Here is a 16,158-nt window from a genome sequence, read left to right as displayed (position 1 = left end):
GTGGTCCCCTTGACGCATTGGGTTCGGGCCAACGAATCGGCATGTGCTTCACCTCGCACCGCCCCGCACGCCCGGGCTGTCGGAGTCTTGAGCGATCGCCGGCCGAAGCCGCTGCGGTGCACGACCCGCATGCACGCAGACTCCGCTGTCCATTCTGCCGCACCACCAGGCTGCCGCATCTCAGGTCATTATCCGCAGGTCTCACCAGCACGTCGGGTGCGGTTTGCCGTCGAGGGGACCCCGAGGGCCGGTCCGGTTCGGGCATACCGGCCGCGGCTGGGAGCAGCGAAGAAGCCCGGCGCCACTACTGCCGCCGCCGCACGCACCTTCACATGTTCCAGGTTCAGTCGTACTAGGCGGATCGCCTTGCGGCAGCAATCGTGCCTACGGCTCCTCGGTGGGAATCAGGGCATGGGCGATCCCGGTGAGGTTGCCCTGCACAATGAGGATCTCTCTACGGTTCGATCCGTCGAGATCCGCCGCGTAGACGGTCCCGGCCATGTCGGTCACGAACATACGGCTGCCGTCCAGATCGAGAGCGATGCCGATGCCTTCCATCAGGTGGGTCCACAGGATCTCGGCCTCCCGCTGCCCGTTCTGCGGATCCATCGGCGTGCGATTCACAGAGTTGCCTCGCGGCGGATCCCCGCGGTCGGTCCAGTACAGCGTGCGCTCTGCGAGGTCGAGTTGTAGGTCGATCGGCTCCGGCAGCCCCCGGAGCAACACCTCGATGTCGCTCCGGTCGGCTGCGGATTCGCCTGCGGGCAGGTCGATTCCGGCCCGAAGGATCTTCCCCAGCCCCGCATCGCTCGGGCCCTTCTGCGTCCAGTACAGGTGCCCGCCGCCAGGGTCGACGGCGACTCCCACGCACCATCTGGTCGGGTCGCGGCGGTCGTTGCCCCCCTGCCCTGTTTGCACGAGTGTCTCCACGTTCGAGCCGTCGAGGTCGCAGCGCATGACGCGCATTCCTTCGCGATCGCCCCAGTACAGCTTTCGGCCGACGGCCTCGAAATGCAGCTGTTTCGGCGTGTGCGTGCCGCCGCTGGGAACGATCGTCGTCCGGTTGCTTCCGTCCAGGCCGACGCGCTCGATCGAGCCGTCGTTCACCGGCGGAGACCCCATGTTCGTCCAGTAGAGGTGCCCCGCCTCGACGTCGACGGCCACACCATCGGGATACCTGCATCCGGTGACGATGACCTTCTTGTCGGTGCCGTCGGGATTCACGGAGAACACGCGACCGCCACCGCTGAGTTCGAGCACGAACAGTCTTTCCTGCCGCTGTGTCACGGTCTCTCCTCTCGAGTGAGATCCCACCGCCCCGGGCAACGGGTGCCAGCCTCATGCCGACCGGCTGGCTGCGTCGCCGTGCGGGCCGGATGCGGCGCGCACGGCCAGCAGGTTGAGCAGCATCGCGTCACGCTGGGAGGCCAGTTCGTCGACCGAGTGGCCGTTCGCCTCTTCCAGGACACCGTTGACGATTTTCTCTTTCAGCTCGGGCGTGAGCTCCGGGGTGCCCAGTTCCTGCCACATCCCGGTCATCCGTGGCATGAGGGTGTCCATGAAATGTCGGATGCCGCCCTCGCCTCCGCCGAGATGCCACAGCAGATTGGGTCCCATGACACCCCACCTGAGTCCCGGCCCCCAGGACACCGCGTCGTCGGAGTCCGCGACGTCGAGTACTCCCTGCTCGATCATGTGGACCACCTCGCGGTACAGCGCGGCCTGGATACGGTTGGCGACGTGCCCAGGGAGTTCCTTCTTGAGATGGATCGGCTTCTTGCCGATCGCGGCATAGAAGGACATTGCGTCCCGGATCGTCTCCGGGGCGGTCTTCGTTCCGCCGACGACTTCGACCAGAGGCATAATGTGCGGCGGGTTGAAGGGGTGCCCGATGAGGGTGCGCTCCGGATGCCGACACTCGGCTTGGATGACACTCATCGTGATGCCCGACGAGCTCGACGCGATGATCGAGTCCGGCGGCGTGGCGTCGTCGATGTCGGTGAACAGCTTGACCTTCAGCTCCGGGCGCTCCGGCGCGTTCTCCTGCACGAAATCGGCGTCCGCAACGGCCTGTCGCATGTCGGCGGTGAACCTCAGGCGATCGGGTGAGGCTCCGGGTTCGGCCCCGAGCGTGGCTGCTGCATCCCAAGCTGCGGCCACGTACGACCTGAGGGCCTCCTCCGCGGCGGGGGCAGGGTCGGTTGCTGTCACGTCAAAGCCCCGAGCGAGATAGTGAGTCGCCCAGCTCGCACCGATGGTGCCGGTGCCGACGATCGCTACGCGATGGACGGGTTTGTACTCGTTCATGGCTTGTCGTTGCTCCTGGGTGTTGGGTGTCTGTGGGCGAGGGGAATCACGGCCAGGTGGTCAGAGGCCAGGACGGCTCGGTCTCCTGCCTGCGGCCGCGTTGCTGGCTCGGGCGCTGCTCGCGCTTTCCGTGGCGCGGCCTGGGGTGGGCGATCACCGCTTGTCAGCTCCCGGACGACGTCGGCGCCGGCGACGGTCAATGGGGTTAGGTCTGAAAGAGCCGGAGTTCACGGACACCGCGGTGCCCCCTTCCCTCGGCGGTCGGTACCTGCGGCCGGGGTCGCCCACGGCCGCTTCCCCTGTGCGGCCGGGAGCGTGCCCGTACGAGGACTCCGCGATCGGCTGCCCGTCCTGACTCGTGTGACTACGTTCCAGGGTGCGGCGCTTGCCCACCCGGGGCATCTCGGGGACCACCACCACCGGGGGGCCGCTTTCCCCATCACGTTGCGACGTAAGGTCGCGCTGGCTCGGACGGCCAGCGAGGGTTGGCTGGTGCTGGAGAGCCGCCCCGATGTCCCGGCGGTCCTGGGGTTTCACCACCCGCGGATGGTTACTGGTCGGCAGGTGCCAGGATGCGGCGAACGCTTGCAGGGCCTGCCCGGCACGGCCATCAGGTCCACGGCGTGACGCAACCACGTTCCGGCTCGGATTGGCGCGCAGCGCGAGACGATGTCATGGATCTCGGCGACGTAGTCTGCGGGGAACGGCCGATGGCGCTGTTGCGGCCTGCGGGGGAGTGGGGGCCCAAAGCACAGTGGCCCCGGCTGCCTTGGCACTGGCCAGCGTGCGCTGCAAGGTGTTCCACCTGGTACCCAGTGACTTCTCGCCCGAACGGGCATGGCATGTGTGCGTTGGCGTTGGTCACCGTGACGACGGTCTTCCCGAAGCGGGAGGTAAGGCTGATCTTGCGTTATGTCTTGCCGGACAGACCGATTTCGCCCACGTTCGCGTTCCGGTCGTCACAGACATGATCCGTTGGCGAACTTTCAAGTAAGAGCGCAGGAATGCGCTGACCGCATCGGCCGGGACGTGCACCTTTTTTCCGGCACTGTTGCGAGCGGCTGTGTACCGGCGCAGTCGTGCGCCAGTACACCTGGGAACTGATCCGGCCGGGGAACTGGATGACCGCATCCCGGCCTACGGGGTCGGGGAACGGGGAGACGAGAAGGCGAGCTCCGCTGGCTTGGGCTCGCCGGATCCGACGTCGGGTTCTTCAGTGGCCATCCGGTGCGCTCTGGTCCCAATGGGTGCCGTATGGGCGTTTTGAAGTCAAACGCCGACGGTGCCGACGGGTGAGGAAGCTGCCTTGGGGGCCCGCAAAGAGGGTGTGTGAGGACGTGGGCGCCGTCATGCGCGTCGGATGACCAGCACGGCCACGTCGTCGAGGTGGTCTACCGCGACCGAGGCGTCGAGGACGCGATCGGCGGTCTCCTCGGCGTTCAGTCCGTCGTGGAGGGCCGCGCCGGCCAGTGTTCCGGCTCGCTCCAGTCCGGCTTCCAACGTGAGGCTCGGTCCTTCGACCACTCCGTCAGTGACCATCACCAGCGCGCTGTCCTCGTCCAGGGTGAAGGTCTCCTCGCTGTACTCGGTGTCGGACACGACTCCCAGGACCGGCCCGCCCGCCATCTCGTGGATGCTGTGGCTGCCGTCCTTGCGCGCGCACAGCAACGGCACATGGCCGGCGCTTGCGCCGGTGACCCGTCCGTCGCCTGGGTCGATATGCAGCATGGTGCAGCTGGCGAATCGTGCCGCGCCCATCGTGACGAGCAACTCGTTGGTGCGCGTCAGCACAGTTGCGGGATCCGGTTCGTGGGCGGCGATCGCGCGCATGGAGGCACGTACCTGCCCCATAACTGCGGCGGCGTCCACGTCGTGCCCTTGGGCGTCGCCGATCTCCATTGCGACCGTGCCGTCGGGCATCACGAAGGCGTCGTACCAGTCTCCGCCGATGTCCAGCCCGTCGCGGCTCGGTCGGTAGCGGGCGGCGACCTCCAGGCCTGCGAGGTGCTCGGGAAGTGTGGGGAGCATGGTCTTCTGCAGCGCCGTTGCCAGCTCGACTCGTGCTTGCTGCAACCTGATGCGCCTCAGTGCCTGGCCTGCCAGGTCGGCCAGAGTTCCCATGAGGGTCCGCTGATCCAGGGACGGCCGGTATCCGCTGCGGTAGGTCACCAGCCACGCGCCGAGCGGCTGGTTGCCTGCTTCGCTGAGGGGAGTGATCGAGGTGGCGTAGTCGGAGCCGAGTCGGCCGAGCCGCGGGAATTCGGCCCCGTGTGGCCAGCGGCGGATGTAATCCTCCCGGTCGAGGATGAGCTGCGGTTTGCCGGTGCGGATCGCCTCGGGCAAGGCGCTTGGATGGTCCAGCGGCAGGCCGTGCAGGACGTCGACCTCTCGCATGGCTATCCCGGCATCGGTGGAGACGCGCAGGCGGCCTTCGTCGACGAGTGCGAGCAAGGCGCCGCTGGCGTCGAAGGTTGCGGCGAGCCGGGTCAGGGCGATCTGCTGCAGCTCCTGCTCCGTGGCTGCGGTGATCAAGGCGGAGGAGAAGTCGGCGATGTCTCTGGCGCGCTGTCGCTCGGCAGTCAGTGCGGCCCGCGCCTTCTCCTTGCGTTTCTCCTGCTTGGTGTCGTCGCGGACCACCCCGAAGATCCGCTCGGGGCCGCCATAGCCCAACTGGATCCGACGGGTCTGGGCGGCCAGCTGGTGCCAGGCGTCGTGCTGGGGGAGGTATCGCACCTTCACCCAGGTGGACTGCTGGGTGGAGGCCGAGCGCAGGAGCTGCCGCAGGTCCTCCCGGTTGTCAGGGTGCACTGCCGATATCACTATGGAAAGCGACACAGCGGGATCCGGAAAGAGCGCGGCCAGGGAGGGTGCGCCACCGAGCCACTCCAGCTGGTGCTCATGGGGTGAATACATCCACAGGCCGAGGTCGGCAGCCTCGGTGGCCAGCCGGAACGGGATCAGCAGGCTTGCCAGGTCGTTCCGCGCATCCAGGGCGTGCACCCAGACCAACTGCTCGGCCCCTGCGGGATCCTTCACTTGCCGCGCCTCGACCAAGCAGACAACGGGTGCTCCGCCTGGCCCGGGGAACTCCAACACCCGCATCGCGACCGCATTCGACCTGGCGGCTTGGACCACGAGGCTCTCGGCCGACATCCGCTGGCTTGCGGGCAACAGATCACCAAAGTCACCTCCCAGGCACTGCTCAGCGAAGTCAAGTCCCAGGCACTGCTCCGCCGGCCTGCCGAGCGCTGTGGCCATCGCAGCGTTGAGGCCGCGGATGGCACCGTCAGGCGTCAGAAGAGCCGCCGGGTCAGCCCCTCGAAGGAATTCGTCCGAGACATCCATCTGTGGCTCCCTGGCACATACCAAAACAGCCTCTTCAGCAATCTTCGCGCATTTTGCCGCGATGTCTTGGGCAAAGGGTGCGGTTGACCGGCTGCACTGAGTGACGACGGCAGGGAACCCGCTGGAAACGGTAGACGGCCGCCCGTGAAGAGGGGGTGACCGAGCTCCGTTGCGGTCCAGCAGCGGAGTAGAGCAACCCCAGCAATGGCCCGTGGCCTGTAGTCCCTTGGAGACTTCGACGCGACCGCTATGACTGCCGTTGGCCGATCCACATAGAGCTACGGATCAGAAGGTTGCAGGTTCGAATCCTGCCGAGTGCACACAGGTGAGAGGCCCCCGGAGATAATCCGGGGGCCTCTTGCGTTGGGCCGTACAGCAGCGAAGTACAGCAACCGTGTCAGCCGGTAGCGTCCATCGCGCCGGACAGCTGGTCGAGCGCCGAGCGCACCTCTTCCTCGCTTGCCTCCGCGTAGACCTCCATCGTCATGGCGATCTGCGAGTGCCGCAGGATGCGCTGCGCCACCTTCGGGTGCACCTTCAGAGCGACCAGGAGCGAGCTGCACGTGTGCCGGGTGTTCCGCAGCGGGATCACACGGAGGCCCGCGCGCCGAGCTCGCAGGGCGAACATCCGGGTGAGGTTCCCCGGCTCGATCGGCGTCCCGTACTTCGTCGTGAAGACGAGGCCGCGATCGTCTTGCCAAACATCACCGATGGCCTTGCGGTCGCCGGACTGCTGAGCACGACGCATCCGCAGCGCCTTCAGGCAGAGCGCGGGCAGGGGCAGGAAGTCGTCCGAGTCCTCGGTCTTGGTCTCGCGGTGCAGGATCTGGCGGCCGGCGCGCTGGATCTGATGGTCCACGTACAGCTCGCCGTTCTCGAAGTCGACGGACTTCCATGTCAGGCCCAGGACCTCACCCCGACGGAGCCCCAGGCAGAGAACCAGCATCCACGCGGCGAACAGGTGGTCATCCCGTGCCGCAGCGTCGGCAAGGAACTCACCGGCTTCCGCGACGGACCACGGCTTGATCCGGCGGCGCCGCGGCTTGGGCACCTTCACCAGGGAGGCCACGTTCTTGCTGATCTCCTCCTCGGAGACCGCATGGGTCAGAGCAGCCCGCAGGGCATCACGGGAAGCCTGGATGACCCGGCGCGACGGGTACGCCTCAGCAGTGCCCGACCGCGCAGCACTTCCGGCGGGCCGGTGCACGCTTCGAATCCTTGCCCTGGGCGCAGCACTGGCAGACGGTCGCCAGCTTGGTCAGCCACTCCCGCACGTCGCGAACGGTCAGCCGGTCCAGCCGCTTCGCACCGAGATAGGGAGCGATGTAGAGGCGCACGCAGCCCTCGTACGAGACGTACGACAGCGGGGCGAGGTTCGGCTTCACGATCGAGTCGAGCCAGTACGCGAGGAAGACGGACACCGTGCGGTGCCTCGTGGCGACAGGCCCCTTCTTCGCCTCCGCATGCAGGTTGAGCCACTTCTCGTGGACCTCATCGCGAGTCTTGCCGTACGCGTACTTCCTGGCCCGCGAGCCGTCCGGCTTGGTCACCCAGACGTATGCCGCAAAGCCGTTCTTGTACGGGTAGATGGAGCCCTCACCGTTGCCGCGCTTGCCGCTCATGCCACATCTCCCTCGGCCTGGAGGGCGAGACGCTCGATGTACTCGTCCACGTAGCGGGGGAGGATGCGCCGGTTGCGGCCGTCCTTGATGGAACGGATCTCGCCAGTGAGCACCAGCATCTTGGTCTTGGAGAGGCCGTAGCCGAGCATCTCAGCGACCTCCGCAGTGGTGTGCCACTTCCGTTGGATCAATGCTGTGGTCATGCGTCGGCTCCTTCCGAGGAGCGTTCGTCTTGCAGGGCTTCGCGGGCGAGTTCGCGGTTCTGCGTGATGTCGCGTCGGATGTTGGCGGCGAGCCAGGATTCTCCGGGGGTGTGGCCGTGGCCGGCGTAGGACCAGTGGGCGAGGGTGAGCGTGGTCTCTTCCGGGATCTCGTCGGGGTCGGGCAGGCCCAGGGCAGCGCGGTGCTGGGCGGCGCGGTAGTCAGCGCGGACCTGGCGCAGCGCGCCGAGGGTCGTGGAGTAGCGGCGGGACTTGGTGGAGAAGTGGCCGCGGAAGCCGAGCATGTGAGCCCAGTCGCGGAGCTTGCGATCCGGGTAGGCGGCATGCAGGTCCAGGCAGGCTTCGATGAGGCGCCGGGGATGATCGGGCACGTCGAGGAGGACGAGGGCTTCCTTGTTGCCGATCCGGCGATCCACGGTGCCGGTGGTCTCGGCGGCCTTGGTCGCGTACTTGGCGACGTAGGAGGCCACGGCCTGTTCGGTGATCTCGGCACCTTCGCCGAAGGCCTTGATGGGTTGGACATCGAGGCGATCCCCCCAGCACAGGACCCGGGCCCGGTGGTCTCCGGAGGCTGAGAGGCCGACGCGGACGCGGGCAGCTGCAGCGTGGATCGCGTCGGTCAGTAACGCGAGCGTGGCCCAGTGCGGGGGCGGGGTGTCCGGGCCTTCGGGGCCATCGAAGCGGATCACGGCGTGGAAGTGGATCGCACCGCGCTTTTGGTACTCGGCGACCTTGCCGAAGGAGAGCCGGGACTGTTCCTTCGCTGCCTTCTGGGTGAGGCCGACACGGGCGGCGATCTCGCGGCGCAGGTAGATCGTGAAGTAGCGCCACAGCTCGGAGGCGTGGTTGTTCCACAGCACCGAGCCCGCGTAGTCGTACGTGTCCGGGTCGAGCGGAGTGCCCAACTCGGCAGCGTCTTCCGGGTGTCGGGCCCCGCAGCGGCAGGGCCGGGTGCCGGGCCGGTTGTGGACCGGGCCGAAGCTGGGGGCGGTGAGGGTGGCGAAGACGCGGGGGTGTTCGCGGACGGTGGGCGGGGTGCCCTTGTTCGGGTCGCCGACGAGTCCGGCGCGGATCAGGTGGTAGGTGTCGCCCGCGTAAGTCCAGGCGCAGGAGGGGCATCGGGAGGCCCGGCGGTTGCCGCAGGCGACCCGGAGTCTGCCGCCGGGCTCGGTGTCGGTGGAGTAGGCGTAGAGGACCTGTCCGGTGGTGCGGTCGCGGGTGACGGTGCTGCCCTGGAGGTGGATGGGGTCGGTGCAGCCACCGGTGCGCTTGATCTGGTCTTGGATGCGGTCGAAGCCCGGGGATCCGGCCACCCTCAGCACGTCGGCGAGGGTGGCCGGGTCCAGGCCCGCCATGGTGGCGGCGTCACTCACGCGGCACCGTCCGCGCTGGAGGCGGTCAGCTCATCCAGTAGGGCTGCGGCTTTGTTCGTGGCCGTTGCGATGTCCCGCAAGACGTCAGAGGTGCCCGTCGCGGCCATGAAGGCGACGTCGACCTTGCCGAGGCCGACCCGGAGGCTGACGAAGGGGTCGTCCCCGGGGAAGGTGCGGACCACGGTCTCCGTGTCCGGGTTGAGGTGCCCGCCGACAGTGATGGAGTCCATGAAGGTCACCGCCCAGCGCGAACGTGGACGGCGGCCGGAGCGGGGACGCCGCGGCCCTTGCAGGTGTGGCAGGTGGCGGTGAGGGTCTGGCGGGAGCCGTCGCGGTTGCGGAGGCCGGTGGTGATCGCGACGACGGGGAAGCCGTCGCAGTCGCGGCAGACGCGGGCGCGGGAGGTGGGCTGGGCCATGATGGAACTTCCTTCCGGATCTTTTGGTTCGGGCAGGAGGCACGGCTCCGGAGCGGGCAAGACTTGGCGGTTGAGACCGCTCCGGGGCCGGTCAGCGGCGCTTGGCGTCGCCGTTCATGAGCGAGCGGACGACGAGCGCGACGATGGCGAGCGAGCCCGCGGTGATGGCGACCGCGAGGAGCATGGAAACCAGCACCGCGCCGACCACGAGCACGGCCGCGGTGCCGCCGCCGACCAGGAGCGCGAGGGCGCCGGGGGTCAACTGAACGGTGGGCCTGGCGGACGCGGCCGGGGCGTGGTTCTGGTTGTGGCAGTAGCAGTCGGTGGGGGCGTGCAGGTGGCCGTCCACGGCGGCCGGGGTGGTGTTGAGCGGGATGATCTGGCCGGTGGGCTGGTCGTTGACCGGGATCTTGGGCGTGAACACGGGCGGTACTCCTTTCCGGGGAGGGTCAGTTGATGAGGGAGCCGACGGCGGGGGCGAGGAAGCTTCCGGCGATGAGGTAGCCGCCGAGCAGGAGCAGGATCACGAGCCACCAGGGCGGGCGGACGAGCTTGATGCCGAGGTAGCCGACGACGATCAGGGCGAGCCAGAGCGGGACGTCCATGAGGTCTCCTAGGCGGCGCAGCGGTGGGTGCGGGCGGCGAGTTCGGCGGCGGAGCGGTTGTCGTACTCCGCGGAGAAGTCGCAGCGGGGCGCGGTGCAGGCGGCCGTGTGGCGTTCGCGGCCGCGGCCGTCGAAGAAGGTGGCGACCTGGACGGGGCCGAACTGACGGACGTTGCGGAAGCGCCGGTAGGCGGTCATGACGGGTCTTCCTTTCGGCTCAGGCGAGTTGGAGGTGGGCGGCGATCGAGTCGACGACCGTTGCGGGAAGCCCGAGTTGGGCGCGCAGGTTGTCGATCGGGAGCGGTGTGCCGGTGGTCGCGCGGTGGTGGTCGGCGAGCTTTCGGGCGTGGTCCAGGAGTGCCGGCGGAATGCTCGCCGGGACCGGCTTGGGCTCCGGTGCCGGTTCGACTGCCGGGAGTTCCGCAGCCGGTTCGGGCTGTTCCGGGGCCGAGTCGAGTTCCGGCGCGTCGGTGCGGTGGAGGTCGACCGCAGGCGGGTCCGCGGTCGTCTCTGTCTCCGGCGCTGGAGTGGCCTCGGCGGGGGTATGGACGAGGAGCGTGCCGCCGAGGAAGGCGAGCGCGGGCCAACCGGCGACGACGATGCGCAGCCAGGCCGGAGCATTGGCGAGATCGAGGAGACCGGCGGTGGCGATGTTGGCGCCGAGCGAGGCGATCAGGGCGATCGCGAACCAGGCCCAGGCGGCCCGGTCACCGCGAGCTGTCCGCAGCCGCCGCCAGGCCGCGACGAGGAGCAGGTCGACGCTGATGGGGTAGGCCCAGGCCTTCCAGCCGGTCTGTCCGGCGGCCTCGGCCAGGTCGTGCAGGTGGGAGAAGGACAGGGCTCCGGCGATCACGGCTTGGACGAGTACGGCGTCCAGGCGGATCGAGCGGTTCACCGTCATCACCTCCATCAGGGGGTTGGGCCCGAGCGGGGCGGGGAGTGATCTCCGGCCGCCCGGGCTCCGGCGGATTCAGGCATGGGTGGGGTAGGGACCTGGCGTGAGGCGGTCACGCCGACCGGAGAGCGGGGAGCGTCAGGGGATCGCGGGTGCCGTCTTCGGCATGGCCGGGATCGTCGACGCCGGGACCGAAACGGCCGGCCGGAAGGGCTCCAGGGCCGGAAGGTCCGGGATCAGGTGGGCGAACTCGCGGCAGACGGCCACGGTTTCGTCGACCGAGGTGAGCGGGGTGCGGATGCGGCCCCAGCCACCGGAGGCATCGGCAGCAACAGCCTGCCCGGGCCGGTCGGCGGGGATCGTGCACGCGGCCGGGACGGACTCCGGGGCCACGTCGTTCAGACCCATTTCTGCGGTCTGCTTGTCGTTGACCCGGTGCACCACGCGCCCGGTGAGCTGAGCGCGGAGCATGGTGGCGCCCTTGCCCAGCTCGGAGCCGAAGCGCTGCCCGCAGATCTCCAGGTAGATGCCGACCGCGCGGGACAGCTGGGCCAGCCGGATCAGGCCGGTGACGATCCGCTCCCGACGCTCCTCGTCCTTCTTCGAGGAGATCAGGAACAGTTCCGCGATCTCGTCGACCAGGACCACGACCGGCGCCGGACGCAGGTGCTCGGGCAGCTCCCACAGGTCGGAGACGCCGTGCTTGGCGAGCAGGTCGAAGCGGTCTTCCATCTCCGCCACGAGCACCTCGACAAGCGAGGCGGCATCGTCGGGGTTGGTTGCGAGGGCGGACAGCCGCGGGGCGTAGCGGGACTGCTCGACACCGCGCTTGCAGTCCATCCCCACCAGGGCCACGGGCAGTTGAGCCAGGCCCTTGATCAGGTTGCGCTGATACATGGATTTGCCGGACTGGTTCGCCCCGAGGGTCAGCGCGTGCGGGATCTCGCGGTAGTCCCGCGCATACGCCGAACCGTCATCCCGGAGCGCCACCGGCACCACCAGCCCGCGCGGCGCCGCCTTCTTCGGCATCCGCACCCGCCGCAGCAGGTCATGGCCGGTCATCCGCAGTTCCACATAGCCCGGCTTCTTGGCGATCACGTGGACCGCGTGGACGCCCCAAGCGTGCCGCAGCCGCTCGGAGGCCGCAGCCAGGTCGGCAGGCTCCAGTCCCGCGGGCAACCGAAGCGTGACCCGAAGACCGGTCGACGTGCCCCGCACCCGGCGGATCTTCGGCGCAACCGGCCGCACCTCGCTGCGAGCGACCCGGCGCGACATGAACGCCCGCAGTCCCGACGGCTGCACCGTCAGCCCGCACACATCCATCGTGTTCCGGTACGAGAGAGCGAACCGGCCCCAGGCCATCGGCAGACCCACCGTCGCCCAGTACACCCGCGGGGCCTTGTACTTGGCGTAGGTGACGCCACCGGCACCCGCTAAGGCGCCCGACGCCTCGAACCACACGGCCAGGTCAGCCACGACTCAGACCCCCGACGTAAGCGCGATCGCGCGGAACGAGATGCCGTGCCGCTTCTGGCCGTTGAACTCGTTCTCCCAGTCACGGGCCTTGAGGCCGGTCACCTTCACCGGCATGCCCGGCGCGAGGCCCTCGGGAAGCCCGGTCTCCGGGACGGTCACCTGGTAGAGGTTTCCCTCCCCCTCGTCCGAGACCAGGAGACCGACCGTGGACAGGGCCACGTTCGGGTTGTCCCGGTCCATGGCCCGCTCGCCCGTCTTCTTGTTGATCAGCTTCGGTTCCGGCGCGGTCGCCACGAACACGATGGCGGTCTGAAGGTCGATCTTGAAGGACGGCATGAAGTACTCCCTGAGTCGAGTCTTGGGGCAGCCCAAAGAAGGCCACCAACACCCGCTGTCCTAGGACTGCGAGCGACTGGGTGAGACTTTGGCATGCAGTCCTGGGACTGTCAACAGTCCTGGGACTGTGCTTGACTGGTTCGTATCGAGAGGAGTTGTCATGACGCCTAAGTGGCGAGAGCTGGCAGACAAGCTGGCTGATGAGATCAGGAGGGGTGAGTACGCCCCTGGCCAGCAACTTCCGCAGATCAGGGAACAGGTCGCGGAGGGCAACGGCTCCAAGTCCACTGTCCACCAGGCCTACAAGGCACTTGAGGCCGAAGGACTGGTCACCTCGTCACGGGGTCATGGCACGGTCGTGCGGCGACAGGTCCCGCTCAAGCGACTTGGTATCGCCCGATACGACAAGGCCAAGTGGCGCGATGGCGACGAGGTCGCGTTTATCGCAGACCGAGTCGCCTCCGGGCGCAGCTATCAGCGCAATGAGCAGACCCAGACAGTCAGCCTGGTTGAGGCGCCGCCCGCAGTGGCAGACGCACACGGCTTGCCTGAGGGTGCGCAGGTGTATGCGCGAGCGCGGCTCGTGAAGGAAGGCGACCAGCCGACCCACACCTTGACCAGCTACTACAGGCCCGAGCACGTCGAGGGCACGCGCATCGTGGACCCCACCCCAGGACCGGCCGGCCGCGGGGGCGGCTTCCGAGTCCTGTACGACGCGGGGTACGAGATCGACCACATGAAGGAGTCGATTTTCGCCCGCGCTGCGACGGCGGACGAGGCGAAGCTGTTGCAGCTCCCAGCGGGCGAACCCGTCGTTGAGCTCCATCGAACGACCTACACGGCTTCTGGCACAGTGGTCGAGTTCGCCATTGGTGTACACGCGGCTTCGCGCTTCGCCTGGGAGTACGACTTCACGGTCCCGGACTCGGCGAAGGGCGAGAAGGGGCAGGAATGATCTCGACACAGGCTTGGACCGACGCTCGGCGCCTGTGGGGCTACCACCAGATGGGCCACACCCTGCGACCCTGCTCGGTCGCGGTCGGCTTGGGCAGTCACGACTTGGGTGTGGCCGATGCGGCAGTAGATCTGTACAAGCGCGGTATGGCTCCACTGCTTGTGTTCACGGGGGCCACAAGCCCCACGACGAGGGATCGCATGCCGCAGGGTGAAGCGGTCCACTATCGCGAGCGGGCACTAGAACTCGGTGTCCCCAGCTCGGCAATCCTCGTAGAACCCAACGCCCGCAACACCGGTGAGAACATCCGCTTCTCCAAGGCTGTGCTCAAGGAAGCCGGCGTGGACGTGTCGTCCGTGCTCCTGATCAGCAAGCCGTACGAGGAGCGGCGCGCGTACGCGACTGCCAGGAAGCTCTGGCCCGAGGTCGAGATCGTCAGCGCTTCCACCCCGATGACGCTCGACGAGTACGTCGATTCCATCGGAGACGCCCGCCTCGTCATCGACATGCTTGTCGGTGCGCTTCAGCGCTTGCTGATCTACCCGGAACAAGGGTTCGTGATCAGCCAGCCTGTACCCAACGACGTACTTCAGGCATACGAGCGGCTCTGCCATGAGGGCTTCTCCAGCCGTCTCCTCGCCTCTGGCAAGTCCTCCGCCTGAGAGATCTTCCGTGTCCGCCAATAGGGAGCCCGCGCAGCAACACTCGGTGTCAGTCGCAGGTGTTGCTGTGCGAGAGGACGGGCGCGTACTAGTGATCCGCCGTGCCGACAACGGCCGGTGGGAACCACCGGGCGGGGTGTTGGAGCGGGATGAGGCCATCGAGGAGGGGGTGCGCCGCGAGGTCTACGAAGAGACTGGGATCAAGGTGCACGTCGAGCGGCTCACCGGGGTCTACAAGAACATGACGTTGGGCGTTGTTGCCCTGGTCTTCCGATGCAGCCCCGCAGGCGGTCACGAGCGGCTCTCGGACGAGTCGACCGCGGTGACCTGGCTTGCTCTGGACGAAGTCATGACGAGGATGAGCGAGGCCTACAGCGTCCGCATCGCAGATGCCCTCACTGACGATCTGGCGCCCCACATCCGAACCCATGACGGACGCAACCTCACCGTCCCGGACTGCTACTAGTCCAACTGCCCTGGGCCTGAGAGCTGTTACAAGTTTCTCTACCTCATCAAGCACCCGGCTGCGCTCCGCTCCGCCGGGCGGGCTTTCCGGCTCCGCTCGGGGCTGCGCTCCTGCCTTCGGCCCGCGCTGCCCCGGCTGCGCCGACGCCCGCCCACTGTGGATAGGCCCGGAGGTCATGAGTCGAGCACCCGGCGAGCACGCGGCCACCAGTCAAAGATGATGCCTCCGGCGGGGGCGCTCAGACTCTGGGATGGCGGGGGCCCGATGCGAGTGCCGGCGCATCGTGGTGAGCGTGGTGAGCTCCCATCCCGTCCGCCATCGCCCCAGGCAGAGCCGAGCAGTCGCGGCCCAGGGCGTCAAGGTCGTTCGTACAGTGGCGCGCTCCACCTTGACGCCCTGAACCACGCCCGCTCCACGGTGTGTGGGTCGACGGCGGACGGGATGGGAGCTGGGGAGAGTGGTGGATGAGGATGGTGGTGAAGGTGCAGGCCGAGGGGCGGGACCACGGGCCAGCCCAAAGCCGCTACGCCGACCACGTGCTGCTCGTACACCGATCTCGCTGTTCGCGCTCTGCTAAGCGTCAGTCTTCGTCATCCGACGAGGAGCCCCGTCGTACAGAGAACACCAAGACCGCAACAAGCGTCAGGATGACCAGGACCGCGACCAGTCCCCAGATTCCGGACGACCAACCCGCGCTTGTGTGACGCTTGAGAGGCGCCAAGCCGCCATGTCCAACAGCGAAGATCCCACGCCCCATATCCCCCAGGTTCATGGGCGCAGCGTATTGCTGCCTACGATCCGCGGCTAGAGCGCGTCACCCGGCAAACCGGAGGAGGAAGCGCTTGTCAAGACCGCGTGCTGCGACTGACATCAGTGCCTGACACCAACAAACGCGTACAGCGGCGGTCGGCGCCGAACTCCAGTGGACGATCCGCCAAGGCTCGCGGGGCGTTGATCGATGTCCCCGACACCCCGTGATCGACCTGATAAGGATGAGGCCACGGCACAAAGCCCATCGTCGGCCTACCGAGACCACAGCGGCTACGATCTCGCCCACACCAAGGGGAGGGAAGATCGTCATGGCTATGGGACTCGCAGGACTGCCCGGCAGAGAGTGGATGATCCGGGACTCGAAGGGCCGGAAGTACAGCTACGACTCGGAACAAGAAGCGATCGAGGAGCTCCCCGAGCACGGGGAAGGGGCCACGGTATGGACCCGCGAGGTCTACCGTGTGTTGTTCGTCACCAGGTCGGTCGACGGCTGGCAGCAGGTTCCCACCCCGCGCGGCTAGGACTGGCTAGGGCGTGCTTTAACCGCTGGTGATTGATCTTGTTCATCGGCCGGCGAAACGGGCTGTACAGCAGCGCAGTACCGCAACCCCATCGACCGCCCCTGTCCGCTGCCACCCCTCCAGCGCCTCGAAGCGTCCGGAATGACCGTCGCTGACCGAACTGGCTAGAGCTACGGATCAGAAGGT

Annotated in this window: 17 protein-coding genes and 1 pseudogene; 4 read left to right on the top strand and 14 right to left on the bottom strand. The window is 67.7% G+C overall.

Features of this window, described 5'->3' with window-relative positions; translation table 11 throughout:
• Positions 1 to 384: 384 nt before the first annotated feature.
• From CG723_RS22040 to CG723_RS21970, 14 genes and pseudogenes are all read right to left on the bottom strand, one after another.
• Positions 385 to 1,287 (bottom strand): 3-hydroxyacyl-CoA dehydrogenase, encoded by a 903-nt coding sequence (locus CG723_RS22040; protein ID WP_100595208.1) that lies wholly within the window; start codon positions 1,285 to 1,287, stop codon positions 385 to 387.
• Positions 1,288 to 1,338: 51 nt separating this feature from the next.
• Positions 1,339 to 2,307, bottom strand: coding sequence for a 3-hydroxyacyl-CoA dehydrogenase NAD-binding domain-containing protein (locus CG723_RS22035; protein ID WP_100595207.1), 969 nt, complete (start codon positions 2,305 to 2,307; stop codon positions 1,339 to 1,341).
• 1,347 nt (positions 2,308 to 3,654) lie between these two features.
• A complete protein-coding gene (locus CG723_RS22025; protein WP_100595205.1) occupies positions 3,655 to 5,652 on the bottom strand; it encodes a SpoIIE family protein phosphatase in 1,998 nt (665 codons plus the stop codon).
• 397 nt (positions 5,653 to 6,049) lie between these two features.
• Positions 6,050 to 7,274: pseudogene (locus tag CG723_RS22020) on the bottom strand (site-specific integrase).
• The gene (locus CG723_RS22015; RefSeq protein WP_100595204.1) at positions 7,271 to 7,477 is read right to left on the bottom strand and encodes an excisionase family DNA-binding protein; all 207 of its coding nucleotides are present in this window, start codon (positions 7,475 to 7,477) and stop codon (positions 7,271 to 7,273) included. Before CG723_RS22015 ends, CG723_RS22020 begins: the two are co-directional and overlap by 4 nt.
• Positions 7,474 to 8,868, bottom strand: coding sequence for a replication initiator protein RepSA (repSA, locus tag CG723_RS22010; protein WP_100595203.1), 1,395 nt, complete (start codon positions 8,866 to 8,868; stop codon positions 7,474 to 7,476). The genes CG723_RS22015 and repSA overlap by 4 nt, the downstream gene beginning before the upstream one ends.
• Positions 8,865 to 9,098, bottom strand: coding sequence for a hypothetical protein (locus CG723_RS22005; RefSeq protein WP_159032505.1), 234 nt, complete (start codon positions 9,096 to 9,098; stop codon positions 8,865 to 8,867). Before CG723_RS22005 ends, repSA begins: the two co-directional genes overlap by 4 nt.
• A gap of 5 nt (positions 9,099 to 9,103) precedes the next feature.
• Positions 9,104 to 9,286, bottom strand: a complete 183-nt coding sequence (locus CG723_RS22000) for a hypothetical protein (RefSeq protein ID WP_100595201.1) — start codon at positions 9,284 to 9,286, stop codon at positions 9,104 to 9,106.
• A 91-nt stretch (positions 9,287 to 9,377) separates the two neighbouring features.
• Complete coding sequence (locus tag CG723_RS21995) at positions 9,378 to 9,710, bottom strand: SpdD-like protein (protein WP_100595200.1); 333 nt, start codon at positions 9,708 to 9,710, stop codon at positions 9,378 to 9,380.
• 25 nt (positions 9,711 to 9,735) lie between these two features.
• Positions 9,736 to 9,891 (bottom strand): hypothetical protein, encoded by a 156-nt coding sequence (locus tag CG723_RS21990; RefSeq protein ID WP_100595199.1) that lies wholly within the window; start codon positions 9,889 to 9,891, stop codon positions 9,736 to 9,738.
• Positions 9,892 to 9,899: 8 nt separating this feature from the next.
• Positions 9,900 to 10,088, bottom strand: coding sequence for a mobile element transfer protein (locus CG723_RS21985; protein WP_100595198.1), 189 nt, complete (start codon positions 10,086 to 10,088; stop codon positions 9,900 to 9,902).
• 19 nt (positions 10,089 to 10,107) lie between these two features.
• Positions 10,108 to 10,785 carry a DUF2637 domain-containing protein gene (locus CG723_RS21980; protein ID WP_100595377.1) on the bottom strand — a complete coding sequence of 226 codons (678 nt, stop codon included), beginning with the start codon at positions 10,783 to 10,785 and terminating at the stop codon, positions 10,108 to 10,110.
• 138 nt (positions 10,786 to 10,923) lie between these two features.
• On the bottom strand, positions 10,924 to 12,261 hold the full coding sequence (locus CG723_RS21975; protein WP_100595197.1) for an FtsK/SpoIIIE domain-containing protein: 1,338 nt from the start codon (positions 12,259 to 12,261) through the stop codon (positions 10,924 to 10,926).
• Between the two features lie 3 nt (positions 12,262 to 12,264).
• Positions 12,265 to 12,597, bottom strand: coding sequence for an SCO3933 family regulatory protein (locus CG723_RS21970; protein ID WP_100595196.1), 333 nt, complete (start codon positions 12,595 to 12,597; stop codon positions 12,265 to 12,267).
• Positions 12,598 to 12,757: 160 nt separating this feature from the next.
• Between CG723_RS21970 and CG723_RS21965 the strand changes: the two genes are divergently transcribed.
• The 4 genes from CG723_RS21965 (at position 12,758) to CG723_RS21950 (ending at position 15,972) form a co-directional block, all read left to right on the top strand.
• Positions 12,758 to 13,552 carry a GntR family transcriptional regulator gene (locus CG723_RS21965; RefSeq protein WP_100595195.1) on the top strand — a complete coding sequence of 265 codons (795 nt, stop codon included), beginning with the start codon at positions 12,758 to 12,760 and terminating at the stop codon, positions 13,550 to 13,552.
• Positions 13,549 to 14,214 carry a YdcF family protein gene (locus CG723_RS21960; protein ID WP_100595194.1) on the top strand — a complete coding sequence of 222 codons (666 nt, stop codon included), beginning with the start codon at positions 13,549 to 13,551 and terminating at the stop codon, positions 14,212 to 14,214. The genes CG723_RS21965 and CG723_RS21960 overlap by 4 nt, the downstream gene beginning before the upstream one ends.
• 46 nt (positions 14,215 to 14,260) lie before the next feature.
• Entirely contained in the window at positions 14,261 to 14,680 is a 420-nt protein-coding gene (locus CG723_RS21955; protein WP_234374440.1) for an NUDIX domain-containing protein, read from the top strand.
• A gap of 1,079 nt (positions 14,681 to 15,759) precedes the next feature.
• Positions 15,760 to 15,972 (top strand): hypothetical protein, encoded by a 213-nt coding sequence (locus CG723_RS21950; RefSeq protein ID WP_159032504.1) that lies wholly within the window; start codon positions 15,760 to 15,762, stop codon positions 15,970 to 15,972.
• Positions 15,973 to 16,158: the final 186 nt, after the last annotated feature.

This window comes from Streptomyces sp. CB01635 (assembly GCF_002803065.1).
Taxonomy (GTDB): Bacteria; Actinomycetota; Actinomycetes; order Streptomycetales; family Streptomycetaceae; genus Streptomyces.
Note: the sequence above shows the minus strand (reverse complement) of the source record. Positions and strands in the feature narration are given on the sequence as shown.

Coding starts and splice junctions, on each gene's coding strand:
- CG723_RS21960 (WP_100595194.1), top strand. CDS start 13,549: ATGATCTCGACACAGGCTTGGACCGACGCTCGGCGCCTGTGGGGCTAC.
- CG723_RS22005 (WP_159032505.1), bottom strand. CDS start 9,098: ATGGACTCCATCACTGTCGGCGGGCACCTCAACCCGGACACGGAGACC.
- CG723_RS21990 (WP_100595199.1), bottom strand. CDS start 9,891: ATGGACGTCCCGCTCTGGCTCGCCCTGATCGTCGTCGGCTACCTCGGC.
- CG723_RS22035 (WP_100595207.1), bottom strand. CDS start 2,307: ATGAACGAGTACAAACCCGTCCATCGCGTAGCGATCGTCGGCACCGGC.
- CG723_RS21985 (WP_100595198.1), bottom strand. CDS start 10,088: ATGACCGCCTACCGGCGCTTCCGCAACGTCCGTCAGTTCGGCCCCGTC.
- CG723_RS22015 (WP_100595204.1), bottom strand. CDS start 7,477: ATGACCACAGCATTGATCCAACGGAAGTGGCACACCACTGCGGAGGTC.
- CG723_RS21965 (WP_100595195.1), top strand. CDS start 12,758: ATGACGCCTAAGTGGCGAGAGCTGGCAGACAAGCTGGCTGATGAGATC.
- CG723_RS22025 (WP_100595205.1), bottom strand. CDS start 5,652: ATGGATGTCTCGGACGAATTCCTTCGAGGGGCTGACCCGGCGGCTCTT.
- CG723_RS22000 (WP_100595201.1), bottom strand. CDS start 9,286: ATGGCCCAGCCCACCTCCCGCGCCCGCGTCTGCCGCGACTGCGACGGC.
- CG723_RS21970 (WP_100595196.1), bottom strand. CDS start 12,597: ATGCCGTCCTTCAAGATCGACCTTCAGACCGCCATCGTGTTCGTGGCG.
- CG723_RS21950 (WP_159032504.1), top strand. CDS start 15,760: ATGGCTATGGGACTCGCAGGACTGCCCGGCAGAGAGTGGATGATCCGG.